Genomic DNA, 24,799 nt, shown 5'->3' on the forward strand with positions numbered 1-24,799 from the left:
TATGATCAAATTTCATCCCTCCGGAGGCGAGCCATGATCACCAAGCGCGAGTTCTACATCGACGGGAAATGGGTCGCCCCAATGGAGGCGAAGGACTGCAACGTGATCGACCCGTCGACCGAAGACGTCTGCGCGGTGATCTCTCTGGGGTCCGAGGCCGATACCGACCGGGCCGTCGCAGCGGCGAAGGCGGCCTTCCCGGCCTGGGCGGCCACGCCCCCGGCGGAGCGGCGGCGGTTGGTCGAAGGGATCCTGGAGCAGTACAACAAGCGCAAGGAAGAGATGGCGCAGGCGATCAGCATCGAGATGGGCGCGCCCATCGACATGAGCCGCAATGACCAGGCGGAATGCCTGCCCTGGCATCTGAAGAACTTCCTCAAGGCCTTCGATCACATGGAATGGGTGCGCCCACTGGGTCCGCATGCGCCGGACACGATGATCGCGCTGGAACCCATCGGGGTCGTGGGCCTGATCACGCCCTGGAACTGGCCGATGAACCAGGTGACGCTGAAGGTGATCCCGGCGCTCTTGGCCGGTTGCACTTGTGTGCTGAAGCCGTCGGAAGAGTCGCCGCTGTCCAGCATGCTTTTCGCAGAATTCTGCCATGACGCAGGCGTGCCGCCGGGCGTGTTCAACCTGGTGAACGGGGATGGCGCGGGGGTTGGCACGCGGCTCTCCAGCCACCCGGATGTCGAGATGATCAGCTTTACCGGCAGCACTCGGGCCGGGCGGGCGATTTCCAAGGCGGCGGCGGAGACCCTGAAGCGGGTCACGCTGGAACTGGGCGGCAAGGGTGCGAACCTGGTCTTCGCCGATGCCGATGCCCGCGCGGTGGAACGAGGCGTGCGGCACATGATGAACAACTCGGGTCAAAGCTGCAACGCGCCGAGCCGGATGCTGGTGGAGCGTGGGTTCTATGACCGGGCGGTGGAGATTGCCGCCGAGGTGGCGAACGGGATCAAGGTCGGCCCCGCCAGCCAGCCGGGCAAGCATATCGGGCCGGTGGTGAACAAGCGGCAGTGGGACCAGATCCAGGGCTACATCCAGAAAGGCATCGACGAGGGCGCGCGGCTGGTGGCCGGGGGGCTGGGCCTGCCGGAGGGGATGAACAAGGGCTACTACGTGCGGCCCACGATCTTTGCCGATGTGAAGCCCGGCATGACGATCGAGCGGGAAGAGATCTTCGGGCCGGTGATGTGCATGATCCCCTTCGACAGCGAAGAGGAAGCCGTGCGGATCGCCAACGACACGCCCTACGGGCTGACGAACTACGTCCAGTCGCAGGACGGCGCGCGGCGGAACCGGCTGGCGCGGCAGCTGCGGGCGGGGATGGTGGAGATGAACGGGAAGTCTCGCGGGGCTGGAGCGCCGTTTGGGGGCGTCAAGGCGTCCGGTCGGGCGCGCGAGGGTGGCGTCTGGGGGATCGAGGAGTTCCTGGAGGTCAAGGCGATCTCGGGCTGGGATGTCGCGGCGGAATAGAGCGGAACGGTCGGGCTGGGACCAAATTCCTTCGAAGGAATTTGCAATTTTCTTCGAAGAAAATTGGTCCCGGCCGCACCGGCGCGTGAAACTTGACACAAGTGTCGAGATTGGCTGACATTGCGGCGAATGGAGGCCGCCATGACCCAGCATCCCCGCCTGATGTCCCCCCTGAAACTGCGCAACCATACCTTGCGCAACCGCATCGTTTTCGGTGCCCACACGGCGAACATGTCGGATCAGGGGATGCCCGGGCCGCGCTTCGGCAAGTACCTGCTGGAGCGGGCCCTGGGCGGGGCGGCGATGGTCGTGGCAGAACCCGTGCCGGTGCACCGGACCGGGGTGCTGACCCGGGGCAACTTCCTGCATTCCGATGACGCGGTGATCCCCGCCTTCCGCAAGATCACCGACGAGGTGAAGGAGGCAGGCGCGGTCATCATCCAGCAACTGTACCACATCGGCGCGCATGGCGATTCCGACCTGAGCTTCGCGCCGCATTGGTCGCCCTCCGGGGGGCCGTCGTACCATGACTCGGATGGGTCCCATGCGATGACGGGGGCAGAGGTCGAGGAGCTGATGGCGGCCCATGTCGCGGCGGCGGTCAGGGCCAAAGCAGCGGGGTTCCAGGGGGTGGAGGTCTGGGCGGCTTACCATTCCCTCCTGGACCAGTTCTGGACGCCCTGGTCGAACCAGCGGTCGGACCAGTGGGGTGGGTCCTTGGAGGGGCGGACAAGGTTCTCGCGCGAGCTGATCGAGCGGGTGCGGCGGGCCTGTGGGGAGGACTTCGTGGTGGGCCTCGCGGTCAGTTATTCCGAGGCTTACGAGGTGACGCTGGGGGCCGAGGCGCTGACCGAGATCCTGGCGCTTCATGACCGGACGGGCCATGTGGACTACGTGACGGTGGGGGCCGGGTCGTATCTGGAGTTCGAGTCGATCATCCCTCCGTTTACCCATGGCGAGAAGCTGACGACGCCCCTGACGCAGGTCCTGAAGCGGGAGCTGAAGCATGCGGTCGTGACCTCCGAGGCAGGGGTGCGGACGCCGGAGAATGGCGAGGCGATCATTGCTTCGGGGCTGGCGGACCTGGTCAGCATCGTGCGCGGCCAGATCGCCGACCCGCATCTGGCGCGGAAGGTGGCGGAGGGGCGGCCGGAGGATGTGCGGGGGTGCATCTCGTGCAACCAGATGTGCTGGGGGCGGCGGTCGCGGGACTACTGGATTTCCTGCCTGATCAATCCCTCGGCGGGGCGGGAGTTCGAGTGGGGCGGGGATCGGTTTTCGCCTGCAGCGGTGCCGAAGGACGTGCTGGTAGTGGGCGCGGGGCCCGCGGGGCTGGAGGCGGCGCGGGTGGCGGCCGAGCGGGGGCACCGGGTGGAGATCGTCGAGGCTCTGCCGGTGGTGGGCGGGCAGTTCCGGCTGGCCGGGATGCAACCCAGGCGGGGGCAGATCCTGGAGCTGATGGACTGGTACGAGCGGCAGTTTGACAAGCTGGGGGTGCGGCTGCGGTTGAACACGTTCCTTGAGGCGGAGGAGGTGGCGGGGCATCCCGCGCAGGTCGTGGTGGTGGCAACGGGGTCCTTGCCGGACGAGAGCGGGTTCCAGCGCTGGGTGCCGCAGGAGCCGTCCCTGCCGGGGATCGAGGCGGGGGGCGTTTGGTCCCCCGAGGCAGTCCTGCGGCGCGAGGCTCGGCTGGGGGACGCGGTGGTGGTCTATGACGAGGGGTCGAACTGGCGAGGGGTGGGGACGGCCTGGGCCTTGGCGGAGCAGGGGAAGCGGGTGACCATCGTGACGCCGGAGCCCTTTGTCGGGAAGGAGCTGTCCCGGACGGCGGCGGATGGGGTGGTGCGGCGGCGGTTGGGGGCCTTGGGGGTGCGGATGCTGGCGGAGCATCGGCTGGTCCGCTGGCACGGCAACGGGGTGACGGTGCGGTCGTTCCTGACCGGGGAGGAGGAGGTGATCCCGGCCTCGGGGCTGGTGATGGCGACGACGAACCGGGCCTTCGATGTGCTGCCAGAGGTGATCGAGGGGAAGGTGCTGCACCGGGTGGGCGACTGCGCGGCCCCCCGGCTCGCGGCCTATGCGTTTCATGAGGGGCGGAAGGTGGGGATGGGGATTTGACGGCGTGTCCACGCTGGGCGGGGTTTCTGGGGTGAGGGAAATCAAGGGGTTGGGTGTGGGCGTTAGGGTGGTGTTAGGCATGTTCGGCGTCCCCGTCGTCGGGTCGTAGTCGCGCATCCAGGTCTGGTGGAGGCGATCGCCGGGTGATCGCTCCACTGGAGCGCTCACTGATCCGGCTCTCCGGACTGGAACCACTGGCCGGGGAATCGGTTGGGGGGGAGGGTGCCGGTCGACACATGCACTCCGCCGAAGGGGTGAGGGGGACAAGAAAACAGTCCAGTGGACTGTTTTCCCCCCGAACGCCCGAGCACGCCTGCGAGGGCCGGGTGGCGGACCAGACCTTCACCCCGGCGGCGTTGGTCGCGAAGACGGGGTGGGCGGTGTGGGAGGCCACGAAGTAGATGACGCCGCCTTCGATCACTGCGACCGGGGTCCGGGCGGGCCGGAGGTGGTCGCGGATCAGGAGGGTGGTGGGCTGGGTGTGCTCGGCGGCGCTGCGACTCGGGGGCGGAGGGAGAGGACGCGAGGGAGGCTTTTGCGGCCCCAGGTGGGACGTGTCCATGGTGGACCGTTCTGATAAAGGACGCCGGATCAATAGCTTGGTCGAGGACGTCAGGGTGGTGTTAAGTCTGCAACTCGCCCACATCACAGTTGCAGCGGCGCGTTACTATAGCGAGACTTCAAGTTACTTCGCGAGCAAACCAGTCCAGTCGCTCAATGACATCTTTGCAGCTGTGCCCTCGACCAAAGCCATTTGCAATGTCTTCAGCGCTCCAAACGCTCTCACTGTTGATCCACCAAGACGGGTTTTTCTTAAGATGACCAGCAAAGCGATTTATCAAATCATTAGCAGAGTGTTTGGCGACACTTCTCAGGTCCATATCGATCCGAAGGCCTCGAGACAAGACAGCACCCAGCCAGCGCCTCGGCAACACCTCGACCGAGGCTGCGGCGTATTCATTGCCGGAGGTATCGAACACTCTTACTCCCAGGAAGTATCCTTGTTCGATACTCTCCAGAGACACATGATCAAACATGTCTGCCCAAGTCTTCACGGTTCCAAGAAAATCAGCATGCATTACAGCTAGTGGAAGGCTCAGCTCTCGCAGAAGCATGAATCCTCACGATCGATTATTTCCGCAATTGCACCCGGGTACATTGATGCCTCGGCCCCCAGCAGCCAGTAAGGAGTTCCATGGCGCCAACGATTGAACGCTCCCATTCTTGCGGCACCGAATTGTCCGTGAAGTGCATTGTGGATAGAAGGTGTTACCGGCCGCAGATTCCACCAAGCATTTCGCCAGCCAGCAGGATGGTTCATCAGTGCGGCGATAATTGCATGGTGACTAATATTTGACGAACTAACCCCCATGGCCGCCTTGTAAGCTCGAGACGCGTCCCGCCAGGGCATGCTCGTCAAGCCACGTGCTCCGGTCAAGCCCTTCCACCAAGCGGATCCCCAACCACCGCTGAACGCACGAGCGCGCCGCCGATGCCGACGTTGGCCCAGTTGACGCATTCCCATCGCCCGTCGTGTTCCCAAAGTTCAAGCAAAAGCGAAATTCCAGCACCTATCGCAGCTGCGGCAGCGACGGCGCACCAGTGGCACTCTCCGGTCGGGTCAGTTAGCATCATAGGCGACTGGCGGACGTAGCCGTAGACCGAGGCGTCATCGATCAGCCCCAGCGGGTCGGGCTGGAGGTATCTCCCCGTCGTCGGGTCGTAGTCGCGCATCCAGTTCTGGTGGAGGTCGCTCTCGGACTGGAACCACTGGCCGGGGAAGTGGGCGGAGGGCAGGGTGCCGGTTGACACATGCACTCCGCCGAAGGGGTGAGGCGCGCCCGGACGGCCTTCCAGTGGAAGGACGTCAGCGCCGAACGCCCGAGCATGCTTGCGAGAGCCGGGGTGGCGGTCCAGGTTTTGACTCCGCTGGCGTTGGTGGCGCAGACCGGGCGGCCGATGTGGTCTGCGCGGACAAAGGAGATGACGCCGCCTTCGATGACCGCGACCGGCTCCCACCCGTTCCAGACATATTCGCGGATCAGGGGGGCGGTGGGCTGGGTGTCCTCGGCGGCGATGCGAAACGAGTGTGGAGGGGAGGGGGACCGGAGGAGGCGTTGGGAGGGGGCGGAGGGAGGGGACGCGAGGGAGGCTTTTGCGGCCTCAGGTCGGAAGCGTCCGCAGTGACAGTTTCGATAAAGGCTGGCGGATCAATGGCTTGATCGTGGACGGCTGGTGTTGTGGATTGGGCGGGGCTCACAGATATTGCGTGAGTTGGCACCGTTCCGCTTGCCATATGGTGCGCGAACCAAGCGCCTTTACAACTTGCTGGCCCCTTCGAGGTCGGCAATCCTCTTTTTCAGAGCGAACACGGCGGCAACCAGTTTGGGAACATCCTGCCTAGCTGCCGCAATAAAATCTTGGTCAGCCACTGTCGCACCTGTCAGCTCCAAATCTGTTTCCCGATGGTTTTCGGGGCCTATCATTATGAAGTCGCCGCCACCGACGTTATCGTCTCGACGTTCCACAATTGACTTCCACGGGCCTTTACGAGCTGCTTCAGCCCGTTGAAGAATTTCACGGAGCTCTTCTTCGCTGATTTCTTCGGGTCTTTCAGTCATTATCATCAATCGGGCTGCTTCGGGCCGGGGTTAGGTCTGACACCAGACGCAAGCACGCCGGGCGCTTGGTCCGGCGTTAAGCTTTCAACCTAGCATGAGATGGATTTTCCGGAAGTGGCGATGTCACCCGTAGCGGCGGATCAGTCCGGAGAGCTCGGTCTCGCGGCGGCGGAGGAGGGCGGGTGAGGCGCGAGTCTCGATATTCAGCCGCAGGAGCGGCTCGGTGTTCGAGCGGCGCAGGTTGAAGCGCCAGTCGGGGAATTCGAGGCTGAGGCCATCGAGCTCATCCACCGTGACGGCCCGGGCGGCATAACGGGCGCGGATGGCGGTCATGGTCCGCGCGGGATCGGCGACGCGGAAGTTGATCTCGCCGGACGAGGGGTGGCGCTGGCGCATCTCGGCGACCTCGGCACCCAGGCTGCGGCCGGTGCGGGAGAGCAGCGCGAGGATCAGGAGAAATGGGATCATCCCGCTGTCGCAGTACATGAAGTCGCGGAAGTAGTGGTGGGCCGACATCTCGCCGCCGTACCAGGCGTTGGTGCGGCGCATGCGGTCCTTCATGAAGACATGGCCGACCGGCGCGGGGATCGGCAGGCCGCCGTGTTCGGCCACGATGCGGCGCGTGTTCCAGACCACGCGGGGATCGTAGACCACGATGCCGCCTGGCTCGGTTTCGAGGACGGAGCGGGCGAGGAGCCCCACGACATATTCCCCGGGCACGGCAGCGCCGGTTTCGTCGAAGAGGAAGCAGCGGTCGAAATCGCCGTCCCAGGCGACCCCGAGGTCGGCGCCGGTGGAGCGGACGACAGCGCCGGTCGCGGCGTGGTTTTCCGGCAGAAGCGGGTTCGGCACGCCGTTCGGAAAGCTGCCGTCGGGCTGGTGATGGACCCGGGTGATGTCGAGCTGCGCGCCGCGGTCGGCCAGGGCCCGGGCGATGGCGTCGAAGGTCGGACCGGCCGCGCCGTTGCCGGCATTGGCGACCAGGCGGAACCGGGCCAGCCGGGCGGGGTCGATGAAGGAGAGGACCCGGTCGACATAGGCGGCGCGGGTGTCGGTGGGGGTGATGCGGCCCCGGCAGGCGGGCTGGGGATCGGCGGGCAGGGAGACATAGGCCTCGATCAGGCGGAACTCGGCTTCGGTCAGGGGCCGCGCGCCCGGGCCGATCAGCTTGAAGCCGTTGTATTCGACCGGGTTGTGCGAGGCGGTGACCATGAGGCCGAACCCGGCCCGCAGGTGGGCGGTGGCGAAGTAGACCTCTTCGGTGCCGCAGAGGCCGAGGTCGAGAACATCGACACCCGTGGCGCAGAGGCCTTCGGCGAGCGCGGCGGCGAGGCGGGGCGAGCTTTCGCGGACGTCGCGGCCGATGACGACGGCGGCGGGGGCGAAGGCGGCGGCGACCGCCTTGCCGAGGCGGGTGGCGAAGTCCGGGGTCAGGTCAGAGCCGACCTTGCCGCGGATGTCATAGGCCTTAAAACAGGGGATACGGGTCATGGGGCTGGTCCGGATGGGGGGTGGGCAGGGCTGCGGTCAGGCGCGGGCGTAGATGTCCTGGTAGCGGATGATGTCGTCTTCGCCGAGGTAGGCGCCGGTCTGCACCTCGATCAGGCGGAGCTCGACCTTGCCGGGGTTCGCCAGGCGGTGGACCTCGCCCAGCTGGATGTAGATCGACTGGTTTTCCGCCAGGGTCGAGACGGTGCTGCCGAGGGTGACAAGCGCGGTGCCTTCGACGACGACCCAGTGTTCGGAACGGTGCATGTGGCTTTGCAGCGAAAGCTCACCCCCCGGTTTGACCACGATGGATTTCACCTGGTAGCGGCTGCCAAGCGCCAGCGTCTCGTAATGCCCCCAGGGCCGGTATTCCTTGCGGAAGGCTTCGGCCTGCGGGGCCTTGCGGAGCCGGAGTTCCTTGACCGCGTCGGCCACCGACTGGCTGCTGTCGAGATCGGCGATCAGCACGGCGTCGCGGGTGGCGATGGCGGCGATGTTGCGCAGGCCGATGCCGACGACCTGGATCCCCTCGTCACGGGCGCTGAGGAGGCTGTCGTGGCAGTGAAGGGCGAGCGCGGTGCCAGAGGTTACGACCCCGGCGGCGTCACGCTGGGACGCCTCCCACACGGCGCGCCAGCTGCCCATGTCGCTCCACCCGACGGAGATCGGGACGACGCTGCCGGTCTCGCGCTCCATCACGGCGTGGTCGATGGAGAGGTCGGCGGCTTCGGCGTAGCAGGGCCCGAGGCGGAGGAAGTCGAGGTCGGTCTTCGCCTCGCGGATCGAGCGGCGGACGGCGGCGCGCAGCTGGGGGGCGTGGCGGCCGAAGGCGGACATCAGGGTCTTGGCCGAGGCGAGGAAGATGCCGGAGTTCCAGACATGGGTGCCGCTGGCGAGCATGGCGGCGGCAGTTGCGGCATCGGGCTTTTCGACGAAGCGGCGGAAGGGATGCGGGACGCCGTCGACGGCGGTTTCGCTGGCCAGTTCGATGTAGCCAAAGCCGGTCTCGGCGCGGTCGGGGCGAATGCCGAAGGTCACGATCTCTCCCCTTGCCGCGACGGGAATGGCGGCGGCGACGGCGCGGGCGAAGGTCATGACATCGGCGATGACGTGGTCGGCGGGGCAGATGAGGACGAGGGCGTCGTGGTCCTGGGCGTGGATCAGCTCGACCGCGGCGCAGACGGCGGGGCCGGTGTTGCGCGGTTCGGGTTCGACGACCAGGCGGTGGCCCTGGACGCCAAGCTCGGCCGCCTGTTCGGCGACGACGAAGCGGTAGTCGTTGGCGGTCATCAGGACCGGCGGGGCGGAGCTGATGTCCTCCAACCGGCGGATGGTCTGCTGCAGGAGGCTGGTGTCGCCGCCGAAGCGGGCGAACTGTTTCGGCATGCTTTTGCGCGAGGCGGGCCAGAGGCGTTTGCCAGAGCCGCCGCAGAGGATGACGGGGTGGACCTTGGGGAGGGACATGGGGCGGGTTCCTTATGCGGGGGTGGGGTGGAGGTCGGGTACCAGGCTGCGCCGGAGGGCGAGGGCCAGAAGCAGGGCGGAAAGGGCCAGCTGGCAGAGGAGCTTGAGCGTGACGAGCGCGGTCAGGTCATTGGCCAGAAGCGTGAGGGTGGCGATCTGCAGCGGGCAGGCAAGGGCGATGGCCCAGATGCCGGACCGGTCGCCAAGCGCCGCGAGGTAGGTGGCCAGAAGGTAGCTGAGGGTGAAGGCGGCGGCAGAAAGCGAGATCAGCGGCAGGTGCGGTGCGGCGGGCAGGAAGGCCGGGCCGACGAGAAGCGTGATGAGCGTATCGGGGGCCGTGCAGGCGAGGCTGGTGAGCAGGGTGGTGACGGCGGCGAACAGTGCGAAGACCGGCAGAGCGGCGCCCAGGGGGCTGCGACCGGCGGCGGCCTGTGCGGCCACGGCGGGTACGAGCACGGCGGCAAGGCTGAAGCAGGCGAAGAACTGGATGCGCTGGACAAGGCCAAGCGCCGCGACATGGCCGGAGGCTTCCGCGCCTAGCCGCAGTTGGGCGATCAGCACGTCGCCGTCCATCAGCACGACCTGACCGGCCTGCATCAGGGCGAAGGGCACGGCGGCCAGGACCAGGGGCGTGACGGCGGCTGGCGTGCCGTGATGGTCCCGCCCGAAGGCCGGGCGCAGTGGCAGCCATCCGGCAAGGACCGAGAGGGCGATGGCGGCGGTGACCCCGGCCAGCCCGAGGCCCAGGTGCCAGGCCAGCGCCGCGCCGATCAGGCGGACCCACATCTCGATCTGGGCCGACAGGATGACCGGGCGGGCGGCGAGGTGTCCGGTGACGATCCCTCGGCCAAGCGCGAGCGGCAGGGCGAAGGGCAGGCAGAGGAGGAGGAGCGGCAAGAGGAGCGGGTTCCCGAGGCCAAGCCTTTGGCCAAGATCAAGCGCCAGGGTGGCGGCGATCAGGGCCGGAAGGACGGCCAGCCCCAGGACCAGCCCGCGCCGCGCCAGCCGGGCCAGGGCGGCCTGCAGGGCAAGCGCCTGGTCGGGCCGGGCGGCGATGCGTTGGCTGACAGCAAGCTGCAGCGCGCCGAGGACCCCCATCACCGCAAGGAACAGGGTCAGGAGCGTGGCCAGTTGGCCGAAGAGAACCGGCCCCATCCAGCGGCTGAACATCACGTTGAAGCCGAGGTTGCCGAGGTTGACCAGGTTGGCCGAGACGAAGATCGCCACCACCGGCCCGGCAAGCCGCGCGGCAATCTCCCGGCTTGGCAGGGCGGGTGCGGACATCAGGCGGCTTGCCCGACAGCGGAGACAAGGCCGTTGAGCACGCTGAGCGCGGGTTGATCGCCGGAGGCCGGGCGGGCGGGCAGGCCAAGGCGGCGTTCGGCGATCAGGCGCAGCATGGCAAGACCCGCCCGGCGGATGGCGCGGCCGGTGACCTTGGAGCCGGGGACCTCGGTCCATTCCGGCAGGGGGAATTCGTAGAAGGCATGGGCGGGAGAGGCGGAGGTGCGTGAGAGGCGGCTGAACAGCTCGACATCGAACAGCCAGCCGGCCGAGAAGGGCTGCGCGAGGGCCTGACGCAGGCGCGGGCCGTTGCGCAGCAGCTTGGCGCCGCATTGTGTGTCACCGATGGGCAGGCCCACGGCGATACGGGCGAGACGGGCGCAGAGGCGCGAGATGAGGCGGCGCGACAGGGTCCGCGCGACGCGGTGGCCCAGGAGCTGCAGGCGGGCACCGTAGACGACTTCGGTTTCGGGATAGCGTTGGGCGATGCGCAGGAAATCCTCGATCGCCGCAAGCGGGGTGGCAAGGTCGGCGTCCCAGTAGCCGACGAAGGGGATGTCGCTGGCCGCGGCGTAGCTCAGGCCCTGGCGCACCGCCTCGGCCTTTCCGGCGTTGCGGCTGAGGGATAAGACCTCGACCCGGTCGGGGTGGACGGCATGGAGGGTTTCCAGGACCGACAGGGTCGCATCGCGGCTGCCATCGTTGACGAAGACCAGCCGCACGCCGGGGGTGCCGGTCAGGAAGGCGCTGAAGGCTTGCAGGTCTAACCGGTTCGCTTCGTTGTAGCAGGGGACGACGATGATGGCCTGGTCGGGCACCCGGCCGGGTTCGGCAAACAGCGCGACGACGTTGGAGCGGTGGATCTGGATCGGGGTGGCAGCGGACATTGCGGGTTCCTTCCTTGGATGATGGGAAGGTGCCACGGAACCGCGTGGTGGTCTTGCAAGCCTATGGATAAACAGGGATTTATGCCGGATAGTCCCCCTGCCCCGAAATGACGGACGGGGCCCCTTTCGGGACCCCGCCTACTGCTTTGGGATAGCGGTTCAGACCTGGGGCACAGGGTCCCCGGGCGCGGCGGCGGGATGCGGCCAGAGGGCGGCAAGCTGGCGCATGTGCACCTCGACCACGTCCGAGATCGGCATGCCGATGGCCGCGGCACGGTTGGCGGCGGCCAGGGCATCGGCGCGGTCGGGATCGGCCAGGAGGTCGGCAATCGCCTGGGCCATGCCGGTAGCATCGCCGGGGGCGTAGTTCGCGCCGTCCAGCCCCTCGTCCCGGCAGACGTCGACGAAGTCGCCGATGCGCGGAAAGACCGGGACGGCGCCGTAGCAGGCGGTCTGGTGCAGGACGCCGGAGCTGCCGGTCGTGGCGCTGTAGTCGAAGACGCTGACCCGGGCGGTGCCGAAGAAGTCGGGGATGTCGGCCTCGGCGACATAGCCGTGGAAGCGGATGGCGGGCTGGTCGCGGCAGGTGGCGGCGACCGAGGCGAGGTAGCCCGGCGTGTTGGGATGGTCGGTGCCGCCGATCACCAGCTGGAGCCCCGCAAGGCCGGGCCGGGCACGCAAGGTGCGAAAGGCGGCGATCAGCGTCTCAAGCCGTTTGTAGGTGCCGAACTTGCCCATGGTGACGATCCGAAGCGGGCGGTCGCGGGCGGAGGTCAGGCTGCGGGCGGTGGTGTCGAAGGTGCCGTGTGGAACAAGAAGGACCGGCGCGCCGGGGTAGCGGCGGGCGAGGTCCTGGCGGTAGCTGTCAAGTGTCACGGTCAGGTAGTTCGCGGCCAGCAGCGCGCGGGTGATGACCGCCCCGCCCAGGCGGACGATCCGCTGCCGCCAGGGCTGGCCCTTCAGCTGGGTCTGCTCCAGGTCGACGCCGCTGATCAGGTTGTGGGCGATGACGCCGGAGGGAACCCGGCAAAGGCGGGCCAGGAGGGGGGCGCAGAGGCCAAGGGCGGCGGGCAGCTCGCGGTCGCCGAAGCTGGCCATCTGCAGGTTGAAGATCGCGGCATCGGCCCGTTCGGCCTTGAGCGCGGCAGTGATCCGGACGGCGGAGAGGGCCGAGTTGAACGACCAGACGCGGCGGACGCGGACCTTGGGGCCGAGGTCAAGCTCGGCGGTCGGGGCGGCCAGACGGTCGGCGAGGACGATGACTTCGGCCACGTCGGGGCGGGCGGCGAAGGCCTGGGCGAGGTGCAGGCCGTATTCGTTGAGCGTCAGGCGGCCAGGCGGAAAGGCCGAGACGAGGGCGATGCGGCGGGGAGTGGTGGGGGCGGACATGGGGTTCCTTGCGGTTGGGGATGTGGTCCCGAAGCTGCGCCGTGCCCTGCCCAGGGCGGGGCTTGAATCCCCAGCCAAGCCCTTCGGTCACTGCTTCGGTCCCGCCCAACTTATGCGCCCGGGAGGCACGCCTGTCCGCTGTCCAAACGGATAGAATTGCGCGGATCGGGATAGGTCAGGGACTGCCTTGCGCGGCGGCAAAGGCCTTTCGGACAGCAAGGCCTGCGGGCTTGAGGTTGCCTTGGGCATCAAGGACGCCAAAGCGCGACTGCAGCCGCAGCACCCAGGGCGAGGCGCCCACAGCGGCGGCATCGGGGTTAGCCAGGTCGTAAAGCGTCCAGACCAGCACTCCATCCGCCGAGGCAAGCTGCGACAGGCGATCCTGCAGGGCGGTGGCTTGCGTCGTCTCGGTTCCCGGGAAGCCCAGGGCAAGCGTGTAAGAGCTGGCGCCGATTTCGGTCACCAGGACCGGTTTGCCCTGGGCCTTGCCGCGCGCCATGGCCAGGCGGTCGGCGGTTCCCTCGGGCGTCGCGTAATCGTGGTAGGACACGGCGTCGACCCGGTCGAGGAGGTCGGTCGCGGCCTCGGCCGTGGACCAGCCGATGGTCAGGGGCAGGCGCGGCGCGATGCTGTTGGTCATTAGGGCCATGGTGGTCAGCCAGGCATCGACCAGCCCGGCCCCGTGCGCGGCGCGGTCGAGGTCGGGTTCGTTCTTGAGGTCGACCAGCACCACGGCGGGTGATGCGGCCAGCACCGGCAGGACCCGGCGCAGATAGGCGACATCGTCGGCCCAGAGCGCGGGGCGGTAGCCGGGTTTCAGGTCGAAGAGCGTGGGGATGACGGCGATGTCGCGGGCCTGGGCGAGGTCGAGGAAGGTCTGCAGGTTCAAAAGGTTGCGCTGGCCGGTCGGGTCGGGGCCGAAGTCGGCCACCGGGAGGAAGATGCGGAGCGCATTGCCGTTCAGGCTGGTGACCCGGTCAAGGTCGGCGGCGATGACCTTCGCGTCGAACTCGGGCCAGAAGCGGCGCCAGGGGGTGGCGGCGGGGTAGTAGTTGAAGCCCTGCAGCAGCGGGAGCGTCTGGGGGGCACGGGCCTCGGGCGTCAGGGCCTGGCTGCCCTTGCGTTCATGGCTGAAGATGCGCCAGCCGGTGGTTTCGTTGGTGAGCGTGGTGAGGACGTCGTCCTGCACCAGCTGGAACCAGGTCAGCGCGCCGTCCTGCAGGGCGAAGCGGACCGTCGTGGCCTGGGACGACAGCTGCAGGACCGAGCCGTCGAGGTGCAGGAACTCTGGCCTTGCGGTCTGGTCCAGGATGACCATGCGGGTGCCGGTCCGGGCGGCGTCGGTGGCGGCAAGGGTGGCGCGGGTGAGGGCCACTGCCGAGAAGTGATCGGCAAGAAGCGCGGTCTGCCCGGTGTCGGACGCAGCGGCAAAGGCGCGCCAGGCCTGGGTCAGGGCGGCGCCGACGGTCGCCAGATCCTGCGGCGTCACGCTACGGACCAGCGGGCGGGTCGGTGGCAGCCAGGCGACGGCCAGCGCGGGGGGTTCGACCGGGGTCAGCGCCTCGGCCAGGTAGCGGTAGGTGCGGGTCCGGTCCTGCGCCGCAAGGAAGGACAGCGCCGCCGTCCAGAGGACAATGGCAACGGTGGCAAGGAAGCCCGCGACGGCCAGGCTGCGCGGAAGGAGGCGGGTCATGGGCCTCCCCCGGGTGCGGTGGCGGTGCGCCAGTCCTCGGTCAGGTCCAGGGGGCCGATCGGAGAGGAAACGGTGATGCGCTGGACATCGGTTGCGGTGCCGAAGGGGAGGAGAAGCTCGACCGTGCCATCGATGACCCAGGCGGTTTCGGTGTAGGTCTCGCCTTGGCGGAGGTCTGCCGTGACGCTGACCTGTGCGCCGTCCGACAGGGCGTAGCCGTCCGCGGTCAGGAATGGGCCAAGCCGCAGCCGAATGGCGTCGATGGCGGCGAGGGCGGTGAGGTCGACCTTGGGTCGCGCGGTGGCGCGGGGTTGGTCAACGAGGAGCGGCAGCTGGGCCGAGTGCTGCTGGCCGAGGGTCAGCGTCGCCATGGCCCGGCCGGGAATGTCGCCGGTGATGAGGCGGGCGGTGGCGCGGTCCTGCAGGACAAGGCCTTGTGCGAGGCTGTGGCTGCCGTCGGCATGCGTCAGGATCGCGGTGAGGCCGGTGCCGTCGGGAGCCGGGTTGCCGAAGCGGTCTGCGAGGGGCGCCGAGGTGAGCACAAGTTCGGTGTCCAGCCCGGCAGGCGGCACGGGCCCGTCCAGCACGGGCCGCAGCGAGGCGATGTCGGCGGTGATGCCCAGCATGGCTTTCGGGCTTTGCCGCTGTCCGACCTCGACCCCCACGAACAGGGTATCGGCGCGGGTCTGGGGCGGGATCAACAGGTCGGCGATGCCGCCCCGGGTGCGGGTCGTGGTGACCTTGCCGGCGACGGTCACCCGGGCGGGGCTGCCATCGGCCACCAGGTTGCCATGCCGGTCAAGCGCGATGCCCACGACGTGACCGGGGTCCTTGCCGGCCACCAGGCTTTTCGGTCCGGCGAAGATGATGACGGACTCGGGCGCTTGCGGCGGCACCAGCCCGGCCCGGCTGGTCCATCCGGCCCAGTCCAGCCGCTCGGGCTGGGTGGTGGCGGGATCGAACAGGCCGAAGGCGTCCGAGACCAGCGGGTCGGCCAGCGCAGGGGCGGAGAGGAGGGCGAGGGCCAGGACGGCGGCGCGGTCAGAAGAGCGGGTCATGGGTCATGCTGGTCACGAGGAGGCGCAGGCGGCTGTAGCCGCTGGCGGGGTCAAGCGGGATCGCGCCGTCCTGTGCGCCGGGAAGCGTCAGATCCGGTTCCTGGTGGCGTCCGTTGGTGGTGATCGCGGTGCCGGACAGGTCGGTAATGGGGGTGATGTCCTGGGCGAGCGGCAGGACCAGGCGGAACGGGGCGCTTTGGCCGGGGTAGATGTTGGTGTCGACAAAACCGGTGTCGGCCCAGAGCGGCTGGCCGTCGGGGCCATAGAGGAGAAGGTTCAGCCCGGTGATGCTGGCGGTTTCGGTCCCGGTGTTGACGGCAAGCCCGGTCAGGACAAGTGCTCCGTCCTGGACCTGGCTGCGCACAGCGTTTAGCGCCACGCCACGATAGAGGTCGCGCCCGGTGACCAGCGCGCGGGCGGCCAGGGTGGCGGTGGCGGGCGGCTGACTGAATTCGGGGGGGACGAACAGGGTCGGGTCATATTCGCCGGTGGCCAGCGCGTCTTGCAGGGACAGCACACCTTCGAAGTCGATGCGGAAACCGGCGGTCTCGGCCGGCAGAAGGCGGTGGGCGTTGACCAGTCCGGCGACATCCTGTGCCAGCGGCGAGGTCGGGCCGTAGAGCGTGGCGCCGAGTGTTACATGCGCGGGGTCGGCGTCGGCGTTGGTCACCTGGCCGATCAGCGCATGGCGGGTGCCGTGCCGGACCAGGCGCGCGCCCGACACGGCGATGCGCGGGCGGTCCAGCCGGTCGCGGTGGAGGTCGGTCTCGGGCCGGGGTTGGCGGCGGCCGACGACGTTGAGGTCGAGGGTTTCCTGCCGCTGCAGCAAAAGCGGGGTCTGAACCGGGCGGAGGACTGTCGGCGCAAGATACCAGGCCCCGTCGCGGCGAACGGTGCGGACCGTCAGGTGTTGCTGGCGCAGGTCAAGCGCGGTGAGCCAGTCGAGTGTGACGGCAAAGTCGGCGATGGTCCCGGTCTGCCGCAAGGGGGTGATGGTGACGCCGGACAGTTTGCCGAACGAGGCGACCAGGCCGCCGGTCCAGCGCCAGGCGAACTGGACATCTTCGAACCGGCCCCGGGTTTCCGGGTCAAGCCGGGCGAAGGCGGCCTCGTGGCGGCGGAAGTCGAGGTCGTCGAAATAGGCCTCGATCACCGCCTGCGGCGCGGCGGGGCGGGTCAGGCGCTGTGTCAGGGACCAGGCGAGGGCCAGTGCGGCCACCAGTGTCACCAGCGCGCCCCCGGCCACGATCCGCCGGACGGCTTGGGGGTTGGTAAAGCGGGCCTCGGACCGGGTGACCGGGCGGAACCCTTCTGCCCGGGCGCCAAAGGTGCGGCTGAGGGCGGTGGACAGGAACAAAAGGCCCGCGGCGACCAGCGCGAGGGGTGGCAGGAGGCCCCACATCAGCACGTGCAGGGCCGGGATGTCCCGGCGCGGCAGGACCAGCGGTAGGGGCGGAATGTCGGGCTTTTCCCAGACCACCAGCCCGTTGCCCAGCCGGTTGAGCCGAGTCCAGCCGGCGAAGTGCAGGAGGGGATCGTAGAAGGCGTCGTTGCTGAAAATGTACTTAAGATTGTAGCGTTCGGCGTTCACCAGGAACTGCCGCAGCGACCCCAGGCCCGGCACGCCGAGGTATTTGGCATTCTCCAGCCGCTCGACCGAAAAGCGGGTGAGGTCGGGCAGGCGGCGGGCGGAGTGGTAGTTGCCGTCCACCGACAGCGCGTCGGTCTGGGCGGAGAGATAGGCGAACTGGTCGCCCAGCCCGAGCGTCAGGTAGCGCCAGCGGTTGTGTTCGTCCTCGGCCATGAAGCGCGCGACGGGGGCGGGATCGACGAAGTCCGGCTGGGTCGGCTGGATCCGGGGCAGGACGGCGGGCAGGACGGCCAGGCCGACCATGGCCAGGAAGATGCCGCCCATCAGCAGCCGATGCGCGCCGATGCCGACGGAGCGGGTGATGACCTCGCGCGAGCGGCCGTGGAGGAGGCCGTCGAACATCAGCCCGAGGAAGGGCAGGATCAGGATCGTCGCCCAGAAGGTGAAGCGGTCGAGGGTCAGGATGTCGAAGGCCCCACCCAGAAGCAGGCGCGGCAAGGGCGTGGTCCCACCGGTCCCGAGAAGGACACAGAGAAAAAGCGACAGCCCCAGCGGCCAGAGGCAGGTGGTGGCAGACTTGTAGAGCGCATAGGGCAGGAACAGGATCGCCACGCCCCAGGGAATGGCGAAGAACACCAGCCCGAGGTCGAGCCGTTCCAGAAAGCTTTCCCGGCTGCCGTGCGGGATCGGGACCTGGGTGATCGGGTCGGTGACGGACCAGTACCAGTAGGGAAAGACGGTCAAGACGATGGCGCCAAGCATCAGGACGGCCAGGACGGCTCCGCGCAGGAGGGCGGGGAGGAAGCGTGCAAGGACATAAAGGCGGGGGCGCCGGGCGGCGGGCTTGAGCTCGGCCACCGCCTTCAGCGCGTGGAGGCCAAGCGGCAGGATGAAGAGGACACCGCCGAAGATCGTCGTCACATGATGCGCGGCGGTGGTTGCGGCCGCAAAGACCGTCGCGGCAGCGCAGCTTTGCCAGCCGCCGTGGACGATCCAGCGGTAGACATGCGGCAGACCGTTCAGGAAGATGCCCAGCGAGCAGATGGTCGGCAATTGTCCGAACAGATGCACGGTCTCCGAGATCGACGAGGCGAGGACCGCCGCAAGCGCGGCATACCCTGCAGCACGCGGCGGCACCCAGAGGAGCGCAAACCGGTAGACCCCGGTGACCAGCAGCAGAAGCCCGCCCAGCTGCACCAGGACAAAGGCCGCGCGCAGGGGCAGGAAAGTCATCAGCCCCGCGATGGCCATATGCGTGCCGGGCGGATAGGAGGTCACGGCAAAGCCGGTGTACCAGCGCGGCTCCCACGGGTCGAACCAGCTGCGGTGGTAGTGGTCGGCAAAGAACATGTGGATGAACGCGTCGTAGGTGTTGCCGTGGGTGAAGGGCAACAGCCCGCCATGAAACAGCGCGGTGGCCGCAAGCGCGATCAGAAGCAGGCGCAAGCCGGCGCTGTCTTCGCTGGAACCTGTGGCGGGGTCGACGGTCATGCCGGAACAGACGGGCGCCCAGGTCGCGGCGTTTGCCCGACCCCGGTCGTAACGACCCGCCCTACCCTGTCAGATCAGGTTCATCTCACGCGCGATCATCGCGGCGTGGGTCCGGTTCCGGGCGTTCAGCTTGCGGCTGAGCGTCTTCACATGCAGCTTGATGGTGACTTCCTGCAGGTCCAGATCGCGGGCGATTTCCTTGTTGGACTTGCCTTCGCAGAGGCCACGCAGGACGTCGGTCTCACGCTGGCTGAGGGTACCGCCGCCCGTCTCGGCCTGCTGCATGAAACTGTAGGGCGCATAGACCTCGCCCGCGGCCATGAAGCGGACGGCGCTGACCATCGAGCGCGAGGACATGGTCTTGGGGACAAAGCCCGCCGCTCCCTCCTTGATCGCCTGCTCGGCCAAGGCGCGCGAGGCGGTGCCGGACAGGATCGCCACCGGCCGCCGGTCGTTGGCGGCGAGCATCTGGTGTAAGCCTTCCAGCCCGTTCATCCCCGGCATGTTGTAGTCCAGAAGGACCAGATCGAAGCTGCCGGTTTCATCGGCGGCGCGCACGGCTTCTTGTAAGGTCGGCATGGTAACGACCTCGACCACACCCTCGCTTTTCAGGAACGAGGCAAGGGCTTCACGCACCAGGTCATGATCGTCGGCAATCAGAACACGCATGGTCGAAACTGTGGTCAATCCGGCCGGTCTGGTCAACTGGCGGTGGTGAGGGGCGTCTTGTAACTGCATGGCTGTGTTCCGGCTACCGGGTGAAACTGTACTGCTGCGGCTTGTCCGCTCTCGAATGAAACTAGGGCTGTTCCGGTCTGCCGTCGCGCGGCCAGACGAAGAGGCCCGCAGCGCAAAAGAAGAAGCAAAAATATACGAAAGGGTAGGATTCTATCCCTATGCTTGCATGACGTGCGCCTAGGATCATGGCACTTATCCCAACGGCATCCAGCCCTTATGAGGTCGCTTATGTTTGCTTTACTGAACCGGACGATGGCCGCTTTTGCAGTGGCGATGGTAACCTCCGGCCCGCTGCTCGCCGACGGGTTAGCAGCCCCGACGGGCGAGATCCTGTTGACCGTGACCGGGGATTTCCCCGTCAAGAACCAGGATGACACGGCCGTGTTCGACGCCGAGATGCTGAAGGCCATCGGCGAGGTCAGCTTTGAGACGACGACGCCCTGGACCGAGGGTGCGCAGACCTTCACCGGGGTCCCGCTGCATGCCCTGCTGGACGAACTGCAGATCACCGAGGGCATGCTGAAGGCGACGGCGATCAACGATTATGCCATCGACATCCCGGTCACAGACGCGGTCGAAGGCGGCCCGATCCTGGCCTACCTGCAGAACGGCGAGCCGATGTCCGTCCGCGAGAAGGGCCCGCTGTGGGTGGTCTATCCCTATGACCTGAAGGCCGAGTACCAGACCGAGGTGACCTTCTCGCGCAGCATCTGGCAACTGGTCAGACTGGACGTGATCGCCAACTGACCGGCAGCTTGACCGGGGCATGGCAGGATGCGTGTGAGCAACAGCAGCCAGAAAAGCGGGCGCCGAAGCCGGGGCCCGCTTACGCTTGTGCTGGCTGCAACGGTTTCGGGCATCCTGCTGTGCACGCTGGCCATCTTCTTCCTGGCAAACACCGTCCATCGGGAAATCAATGATCTTGCGGTGGCGAACTCAGACACGACGCAATGGTCGCTGGTGCAGACCGAGGTCGAACTTCTGGCCCTGCAGGTCGCCATCCATGCGATCGAGCATCAGCCGACGCCCGACCTGTCCGAGATCAGGAAGCGCTTTGACATCCTGTACAGCCGGATCCGGCTGATTGCCGAAAGCGAGCAGTTTTCCAACCTGCGTCTGAAGCCCGATGCCGCCGGAAACCTCGCCCTGTTGCAGGCCTTTCTGGATCGTCATGTCGCAGCGATCGACGGCCCGGATGCCGAACTCGCGGCACATCTGCCGGACATGGCTGCGGACGTTGCGGCGACCCGCACGACGGGCCGCGAGTTTTCGCTTCTGGGGGTTCGCTTCTTTGCATCGGATTCCGATGCCAAGCGCGAAGGTGTGGCCGGGACCCTGGCCAGCATCGGCTATCTGACGGCGGCCCTGGTCGCGGCGCTGATGGGCGGGCTTGCGATCCTGGTCACCATGTTCCGGCGCAGCATGCGGGCCGAACGTGCCGCAGCGGATGCCCGGAACCGGTTGCAGGAGGTGATCGCCACCTCGCTGGACGGCATCATCGCAACCGATGCCGAGGGCAAGATCATCGAGTACAACGGCGCCGCCGAACGGGTCTTCGGCTATTCCCGCGCCGAGGCCTTCGGGCAGGACATGGCCGATCTGATCGTGCCGGACCACCTGCGCGCGGCGCATGCGGCCGGCATGACGCGCTATCGCCAGACGCGGGAAAAGCATGTGGTCGGCAAGGGCCTGGTGCGTCTGGAGGCGAAGCGCAAGGACGGGACGGTGTTCCCGGTCGAGCTTTCGCTCAGCTCGGCCAGTTTCAACGGAAGCGAGATCTTCGTGTCGTTCCTGCGCGACATCTCGGACCGGGTCGCCGCCGAGCAGGAGCTGATCCTGGCCCGTGACCGAGCCGTGGACGGCGAGCTGGCGAAGGCACGACTCCTTGCCGTCATGAGCCATGAGATGCGCACGCCGCTGAACGGCATTCTCGGCACGATCGAGTTGATGGAGGACTCGGGCCCCGCGCCGAAGCATCGCAAGTTCATCGCGGCGATGAAGACATCGGCCGAGCTTCTGTTGCATCATGTCAACGGCGTCCTGAACATGTCGCGGGCCGAGGCCGGAAAGCTTGACCTCCATCCCGCAGATATCGATCCGGCAGAGCTGGTGCAGGAACTGGTCGAAAGCCAGCGCCCCGTGATCGAGGCGCATGGCAACCGGATCACCTTCGACACGGCCGCCGCGCCGAAAACGATCGTTGTCGATCCGCTGCGGCTGCGGCAGGTGATCCTGAACCTGATCGGCAACGCGAACAAGTTCACCCGCAACGGCGAAATCCGGGTGGAATGCGACCGGTCGTCCGATGCCACCCAGGTCGAGTTCCGGGTGATCGACACCGGCATCGGCATTGCCGAAACCGATCTTGAGCGGATCTTCGAGGAATTCCAGACGGTCGATTCCAGCTATGGCCGCATGGCCGAGGGCACCGGGCTTGGCCTGGCAATCTCGCGGCGGCTGGTGCGGACCATGGGCGGCGAGATCGGCGTGGACAGCGAACCCGGCGAAGGCAGCCTGTTCTGGATCCGCCTGCCGATGGGACGCCCGGGCCAGGCGACCGGGGCACCCGCGCCCGACGCCAGAGCGCGACCGAAGGCGGCGGCTGTACGCAGGACCATGCGTGCGATGTCCGTCCTGCTGGTCGAGGACAACCGGATCAACCGCCTGATCGCGCGGGAAATGCTGCAGAATTCCGGGCACCGGGTCGAAGAGGCGCATGACGGGCGCGAAGGTGTCCGGATGGCGGGGATGAAGCAGTTCGACGCGATCCTGATGGACATCAGCATGCCGGAACTGGATGGCGTGCAGGCGACCCGCATCATCCGCAGCGAGGACGGTCCCAACCGCGACACCCCGATCATCGCCCTGACCGCGCATGCCCTGCCCGAGGATTCGCGCCGGTTCCTGCAGGCCGGGATCAACGACACCATCGTGAAGCCCCTGACCCGGGCCACGCTGACCGAGGCGCTGGCGCGGATGGCCACGGCCACGGCGAGCACGCCCGAGCGCCTGCCCGAGCTGGCCTCGGTCATGGCCGAGCTGTCGCAGCAGATCGGGGATGAGCAGGCCCGGCATCTCTTGACCGGCTTCCGTGCCGAGGGTGAGGCGCTGGCGCAACGGTGCGGGGCGGCGGACTGGGCAACCGAGCCGACTGAGACGCGGGCGCAGGCCGTCCACAAGCTTGCCGGATCGGCCGCAGTGCTGGGCGCGGGCGAGTTGCGGGCAGTGCTGAAGCGGCTGGAAACCAGCTATCGGCGGGGCAACGATGCCGAAGCCGTGGCGGAGCTTGCCGAGCTTGGCACGGCCTGGGACCTTACCCGCGCTGAGATCGACCGGATGCTTGCCGCCCCGGCCCTTGGCACGCCGGATCACGCGGGCAGCGCGGCGGCACGGTCGGTCAGCTGACCCCGTTCGCCCGCGCGATGAAGTCGGTCAGGTGCGGGACATAATCCTCGGGCCCGGCACCCCCTTGCGCCACGGCCCCGGCAAAGCTGTTTTTCGCCGCGCTTGCCATCGTGGTGGTGACGGTGGCCGCGTTGGCCATCGATTCCAGATAGCGCAGGTCCTTGTAGGCGTTCGTCAGGGTAAAGCGGTGCGCCTCGCGGTTGCCCTCAAGCGCATAGCCCATGAAGGTCTGGTAGAAGCCGCAGTCCATCCGGCCGCCGCGGATCACGGAATCGAAGGTGGCGGTCGAGATACCCACCTTGGCGGCCAGCGCCAGCGCCTCGGCATAAATTGCGGCATAGCCGAGCGAGAGGAAGTTGTTCAGAAGCTTCATCCGGTGCCCGTCGCCGACGCGCCCGATATGGACGATCTTCCCGGCCCAGGTCGCGATGACCGGCTGGAGGCGGGCGAAGATGTCAGGCTCGGCGCCCACCATGCAGTCGAGGGTCCCGGCCCAGGCCTCTTTCGGGGTGCGGGACAGCGGCGCATCGGCGAAGTGGACGCCCTTCGCGGCCAGGTCGGCGGCCAGGCGTTCGGTGACCGTGGGGTCCGAGGTGGAGCAGTCGACGATCACCGCGCCGGGCCGCAGGTGCGGGGTCATCCGCGCCACGGCCTCGGCCACCTGGGGCGAGCCCGGGAGCGTGAGGAAGATGATCGTCGACCGGGCGGCGAGGTCTTCAAGGCTCGCCTCGGTCGCGCCGCGCCCGATCAGGTCATCGATGGGCGCGCGGTTCCTATGGGCGGTGACGGTCAGGGGGTAGCCCTTTTCGACGATGTTCTTCGCCATGCCGTGGCCCATCAGGCCGGTGCCGACAAAGCCGATGTGTTCCTGGGTCATCTGCGTCTCCTTTCCGGGCAAGGTGGCGCAGGGGGGCCGGGTTGACAATCCCCGCCCGGCGGGGCGCAGTGGGGGCGGTCTGACAGGGAGGGTCCACATGTTCCGTGCGCTGGTTCTGGAGAAGGAAGGCGATGCCGCCGTTGCCCGGGTGCGGGAGCTGGACGAAAGCGCCCTGCCGGCCGGGGACGTGACGGTGGCGGTCGAGTATTCGACGCTGAACTACAAGGACGGCCTCTGCCTGTCGCCGACCGGGGGCGGGCTGGTGCGGGCCTGGCCGCATGTCGCGGGGATCGATTTTGCCGGGGTGGTCGAGGCGTCGGACGATGCCCGGTACAAGCCCGGCGACCGGGTGGTGCTGACTGGCTGGCGGGTCGGAGAGGTGCATTGGGGCGGCTATGCCCAGAAGGCGCGGGTCAAGGCGGACTGGCTGGTGCCGCTGCCTGAGGGCCTGACGACGCGGGCCGCGATGGCGGTTGGGACGGCGGGGTTTACCGCGATGTTGGCAGTGATGGCGCTGGAGGAGCACGGGCTGACGCCCGCGAAGGGCGAGGTGCTGGTGACTGGTGCCGCGGGGGGCGTGGGCTCGGTCGCGGTCGCGATCCTGGCGCGGCTGGGGTACCAGGTCGCCGCAGTGACCGGGCGGCCCGAGACGGAGGAGTACCTACGCGACCTTGGGGCGTCTCGGGTGTTGCCGCGGGCAGAGCTGGCCGAAACGGTGAAGCGGCCCCTGGAGAGCGAGACCTGGGCGGGATGTATCGATGCCGTAGGCGGCGCAATGCTGGCGCGGGTGCTGGGGCAGATGAAGTACGGGGGCTCGGTCGCGGCGGTGGGGCTGGCCGGGGGATCGGCGCTGCCGGCCTCGGTCATTCCGTTCCTGCTGCGGGGGGTCAACCTGCTGGGGATCGATTCGGTGACGGTTCCCTATGAACGGCGGGTGAAGGCCTGGGCACGGGTGGTGTCGGACCTGCCGATGGAAAAGCTGGAAGCGATGGTGCGGCCCGCCCGGCTGGAGGACCTGCCGGACCTTGGCGCGGCGATCCTGAAGGGGGGCGTGCAGGGCCGGGTGGTGGTGGACGTGAACGCCTGAGGCCCGTTCAGGCGGGAGGGTTGGGTCGAGGCTGAGCTGCTCTCCAGCCCTTTCCACGAGGGCGGGCCGACCTGCTGCGGCGAACCGTCACTCTCGTTGGAAATGGACGGCAAACGACACACATTGCCA

Annotated in this window: 18 protein-coding genes; 5 read left to right on the forward strand and 13 right to left on the reverse strand. The window is 67.7% G+C overall.

Annotation, left to right across the window (positions count from 1 at the left end; all coding sequences use genetic code 11):
* The first annotated feature begins 33 nt into the window (after nt 1-33).
* Together AC2EAL_RS20555 and AC2EAL_RS20560 are read left to right on the forward strand one after the other, a co-directional pair.
* Nucleotides 34-1,479, forward strand: coding sequence for an aldehyde dehydrogenase family protein (locus AC2EAL_RS20555; RefSeq protein WP_484726107.1), 1,446 nt, complete (start codon nt 34-36; stop codon nt 1,477-1,479).
* A gap of 141 nt (nt 1,480-1,620) precedes the next feature.
* Nucleotides 1,621-3,597, forward strand: a complete 1,977-nt coding sequence (locus AC2EAL_RS20560; protein WP_484726108.1) for an oxidoreductase — start codon at nt 1,621-1,623, stop codon at nt 3,595-3,597.
* A 680-nt stretch (nt 3,598-4,277) separates the two neighbouring features.
* On the opposite strand, the gene AC2EAL_RS20565 is transcribed toward AC2EAL_RS20560, so the two are convergent.
* The 12 genes from AC2EAL_RS20565 to AC2EAL_RS20620 all read right to left on the reverse strand — a co-directional run bounded on the left by AC2EAL_RS20565 (nt 4,278) and on the right by AC2EAL_RS20620 (nt 19,232).
* Nucleotides 4,278-4,676: a hypothetical protein gene (locus tag AC2EAL_RS20565; RefSeq protein ID WP_484726109.1), complete on the reverse strand. Its 399-nt coding sequence runs from the start codon at nt 4,674-4,676 to the stop codon at nt 4,278-4,280.
* Nucleotides 4,677-5,031: 355 nt separating this feature from the next.
* Nucleotides 5,032-5,616, reverse strand: a complete 585-nt coding sequence (locus AC2EAL_RS20570) for an RHS repeat-associated core domain-containing protein (protein ID WP_484726110.1) — start codon at nt 5,614-5,616, stop codon at nt 5,032-5,034.
* A 299-nt stretch (nt 5,617-5,915) separates the two neighbouring features.
* Nucleotides 5,916-6,224 carry a hypothetical protein gene (locus AC2EAL_RS20575; protein ID WP_484726111.1) on the reverse strand — a complete coding sequence of 103 codons (309 nt, stop codon included), beginning with the start codon at nt 6,222-6,224 and terminating at the stop codon, nt 5,916-5,918.
* 117 nt (nt 6,225-6,341) lie between these two features.
* Entirely contained in the window at nt 6,342-7,709 is a 1,368-nt protein-coding gene (locus tag AC2EAL_RS20580) for a phosphohexomutase domain-containing protein (protein ID WP_484726112.1), read from the reverse strand.
* Between the two features lie 36 nt (nt 7,710-7,745).
* Nucleotides 7,746-9,170 carry a mannose-1-phosphate guanylyltransferase/mannose-6-phosphate isomerase gene (locus AC2EAL_RS20585; RefSeq protein WP_484726113.1) on the reverse strand — a complete coding sequence of 475 codons (1,425 nt, stop codon included), beginning with the start codon at nt 9,168-9,170 and terminating at the stop codon, nt 7,746-7,748.
* A gap of 12 nt (nt 9,171-9,182) precedes the next feature.
* Nucleotides 9,183-10,454 carry an MATE family efflux transporter gene (locus AC2EAL_RS20590; RefSeq protein ID WP_484726114.1) on the reverse strand — a complete coding sequence of 424 codons (1,272 nt, stop codon included), beginning with the start codon at nt 10,452-10,454 and terminating at the stop codon, nt 9,183-9,185.
* Nucleotides 10,454-11,341 carry a glycosyltransferase gene (locus AC2EAL_RS20595; RefSeq protein ID WP_484726115.1) on the reverse strand — a complete coding sequence of 296 codons (888 nt, stop codon included), beginning with the start codon at nt 11,339-11,341 and terminating at the stop codon, nt 10,454-10,456. Before AC2EAL_RS20595 ends, AC2EAL_RS20590 begins: the two co-directional genes overlap by 1 nt.
* Nucleotides 11,342-11,500: 159 nt before the next feature.
* Entirely contained in the window at nt 11,501-12,730 is a 1,230-nt protein-coding gene (locus AC2EAL_RS20600; protein WP_484726116.1) for a glycosyltransferase, read from the reverse strand.
* 175 nt (nt 12,731-12,905) lie between these two features.
* Nucleotides 12,906-14,423, reverse strand: coding sequence for a glycoside hydrolase 5 family protein (locus AC2EAL_RS20605; RefSeq protein ID WP_484726117.1), 1,518 nt, complete (start codon nt 14,421-14,423; stop codon nt 12,906-12,908).
* Nucleotides 14,420-15,481: a hypothetical protein gene (locus tag AC2EAL_RS20610; RefSeq protein ID WP_484726118.1), complete on the reverse strand. Its 1,062-nt coding sequence runs from the start codon at nt 15,479-15,481 to the stop codon at nt 14,420-14,422. The genes AC2EAL_RS20605 and AC2EAL_RS20610 overlap by 4 nt, the downstream gene beginning before the upstream one ends.
* Nucleotides 15,465-18,563: a hypothetical protein gene (locus tag AC2EAL_RS20615; protein ID WP_484726119.1), complete on the reverse strand. Its 3,099-nt coding sequence runs from the start codon at nt 18,561-18,563 to the stop codon at nt 15,465-15,467. Before AC2EAL_RS20615 ends, AC2EAL_RS20610 begins: the two co-directional genes overlap by 17 nt.
* Before the next feature lie 69 nt (nt 18,564-18,632).
* The gene (locus AC2EAL_RS20620) at nt 18,633-19,232 is read right to left on the reverse strand and encodes a response regulator transcription factor (RefSeq protein WP_484726120.1); all 600 of its coding nucleotides are present in this window, start codon (nt 19,230-19,232) and stop codon (nt 18,633-18,635) included.
* 321 nt (nt 19,233-19,553) lie between these two features.
* Between AC2EAL_RS20620 and AC2EAL_RS20625 the strand changes: the two genes are divergently transcribed.
* Nucleotides 19,554-20,048 carry a putative pterin-binding protein gene (locus tag AC2EAL_RS20625; protein ID WP_484726121.1) on the forward strand — a complete coding sequence of 165 codons (495 nt, stop codon included), beginning with the start codon at nt 19,554-19,556 and terminating at the stop codon, nt 20,046-20,048.
* 27 nt (nt 20,049-20,075) lie between these two features.
* Nucleotides 20,076-22,706 (forward strand): hybrid sensor histidine kinase/response regulator, encoded by a 2,631-nt coding sequence (locus AC2EAL_RS20630; RefSeq protein WP_484726122.1) that lies wholly within the window; start codon nt 20,076-20,078, stop codon nt 22,704-22,706.
* On the opposite strand, the gene AC2EAL_RS20635 is transcribed toward AC2EAL_RS20630, so the two are convergent.
* Entirely contained in the window at nt 22,699-23,583 is an 885-nt protein-coding gene (locus AC2EAL_RS20635; protein WP_484726123.1) for an NAD(P)-dependent oxidoreductase, read from the reverse strand. The two genes, AC2EAL_RS20630 and AC2EAL_RS20635, sit on opposite strands and share 8 nt — an antisense overlap.
* 97 nt (nt 23,584-23,680) lie before the next feature.
* Here AC2EAL_RS20635 and AC2EAL_RS20640 point away from each other — a divergent pair, with 97 nt between their 5' ends.
* A complete protein-coding gene (locus AC2EAL_RS20640) occupies nt 23,681-24,670 on the forward strand; it encodes an MDR family oxidoreductase (protein ID WP_484726124.1) in 990 nt (329 codons plus the stop codon).
* Nucleotides 24,671-24,799: the final 129 nt, after the last annotated feature.

The organism is Tabrizicola sp. T74, assembly GCF_057219935.1.

Bases quoted from the DNA above. Each gene is read 5' to 3' on its own strand.
- AC2EAL_RS20555 (WP_484726107.1), top strand. From the start codon at position 34: ATGATCACCAAGCGCGAGTTCTACATCGACGGGAAATGGGTCGCCCCA.
- AC2EAL_RS20560 (WP_484726108.1), top strand. From the start codon at position 1,621: ATGACCCAGCATCCCCGCCTGATGTCCCCCCTGAAACTGCGCAACCAT.
- AC2EAL_RS20565 (WP_484726109.1), bottom strand. From the start codon at position 4,676: ATGCATGCTGATTTTCTTGGAACCGTGAAGACTTGGGCAGACATGTTT.
- AC2EAL_RS20575 (WP_484726111.1), bottom strand. From the start codon at position 6,224: ATGATAATGACTGAAAGACCCGAAGAAATCAGCGAAGAAGAGCTCCGT.
- AC2EAL_RS20580 (WP_484726112.1), bottom strand. From the start codon at position 7,709: ATGACCCGTATCCCCTGTTTTAAGGCCTATGACATCCGCGGCAAGGTC.
- AC2EAL_RS20585 (WP_484726113.1), bottom strand. From the start codon at position 9,170: ATGTCCCTCCCCAAGGTCCACCCCGTCATCCTCTGCGGCGGCTCTGGC.
- AC2EAL_RS20590 (WP_484726114.1), bottom strand. From the start codon at position 10,454: ATGTCCGCACCCGCCCTGCCAAGCCGGGAGATTGCCGCGCGGCTTGCC.
- AC2EAL_RS20595 (WP_484726115.1), bottom strand. From the start codon at position 11,341: ATGTCCGCTGCCACCCCGATCCAGATCCACCGCTCCAACGTCGTCGCG.
- AC2EAL_RS20600 (WP_484726116.1), bottom strand. From the start codon at position 12,730: ATGTCCGCCCCCACCACTCCCCGCCGCATCGCCCTCGTCTCGGCCTTT.
- AC2EAL_RS20605 (WP_484726117.1), bottom strand. From the start codon at position 14,423: ATGACCCGCCTCCTTCCGCGCAGCCTGGCCGTCGCGGGCTTCCTTGCC.
- AC2EAL_RS20610 (WP_484726118.1), bottom strand. From the start codon at position 15,481: ATGACCCGCTCTTCTGACCGCGCCGCCGTCCTGGCCCTCGCCCTCCTC.
- AC2EAL_RS20615 (WP_484726119.1), bottom strand. From the start codon at position 18,563: ATGACCGTCGACCCCGCCACAGGTTCCAGCGAAGACAGCGCCGGCTTG.
- AC2EAL_RS20620 (WP_484726120.1), bottom strand. From the start codon at position 19,232: ATGCGTGTTCTGATTGCCGACGATCATGACCTGGTGCGTGAAGCCCTT.
- AC2EAL_RS20625 (WP_484726121.1), top strand. From the start codon at position 19,554: ATGGCCGCTTTTGCAGTGGCGATGGTAACCTCCGGCCCGCTGCTCGCC.
- AC2EAL_RS20630 (WP_484726122.1), top strand. From the start codon at position 20,076: ATGCGTGTGAGCAACAGCAGCCAGAAAAGCGGGCGCCGAAGCCGGGGC.
- AC2EAL_RS20635 (WP_484726123.1), bottom strand. From the start codon at position 23,583: ATGACCCAGGAACACATCGGCTTTGTCGGCACCGGCCTGATGGGCCAC.
- AC2EAL_RS20640 (WP_484726124.1), top strand. From the start codon at position 23,681: ATGTTCCGTGCGCTGGTTCTGGAGAAGGAAGGCGATGCCGCCGTTGCC.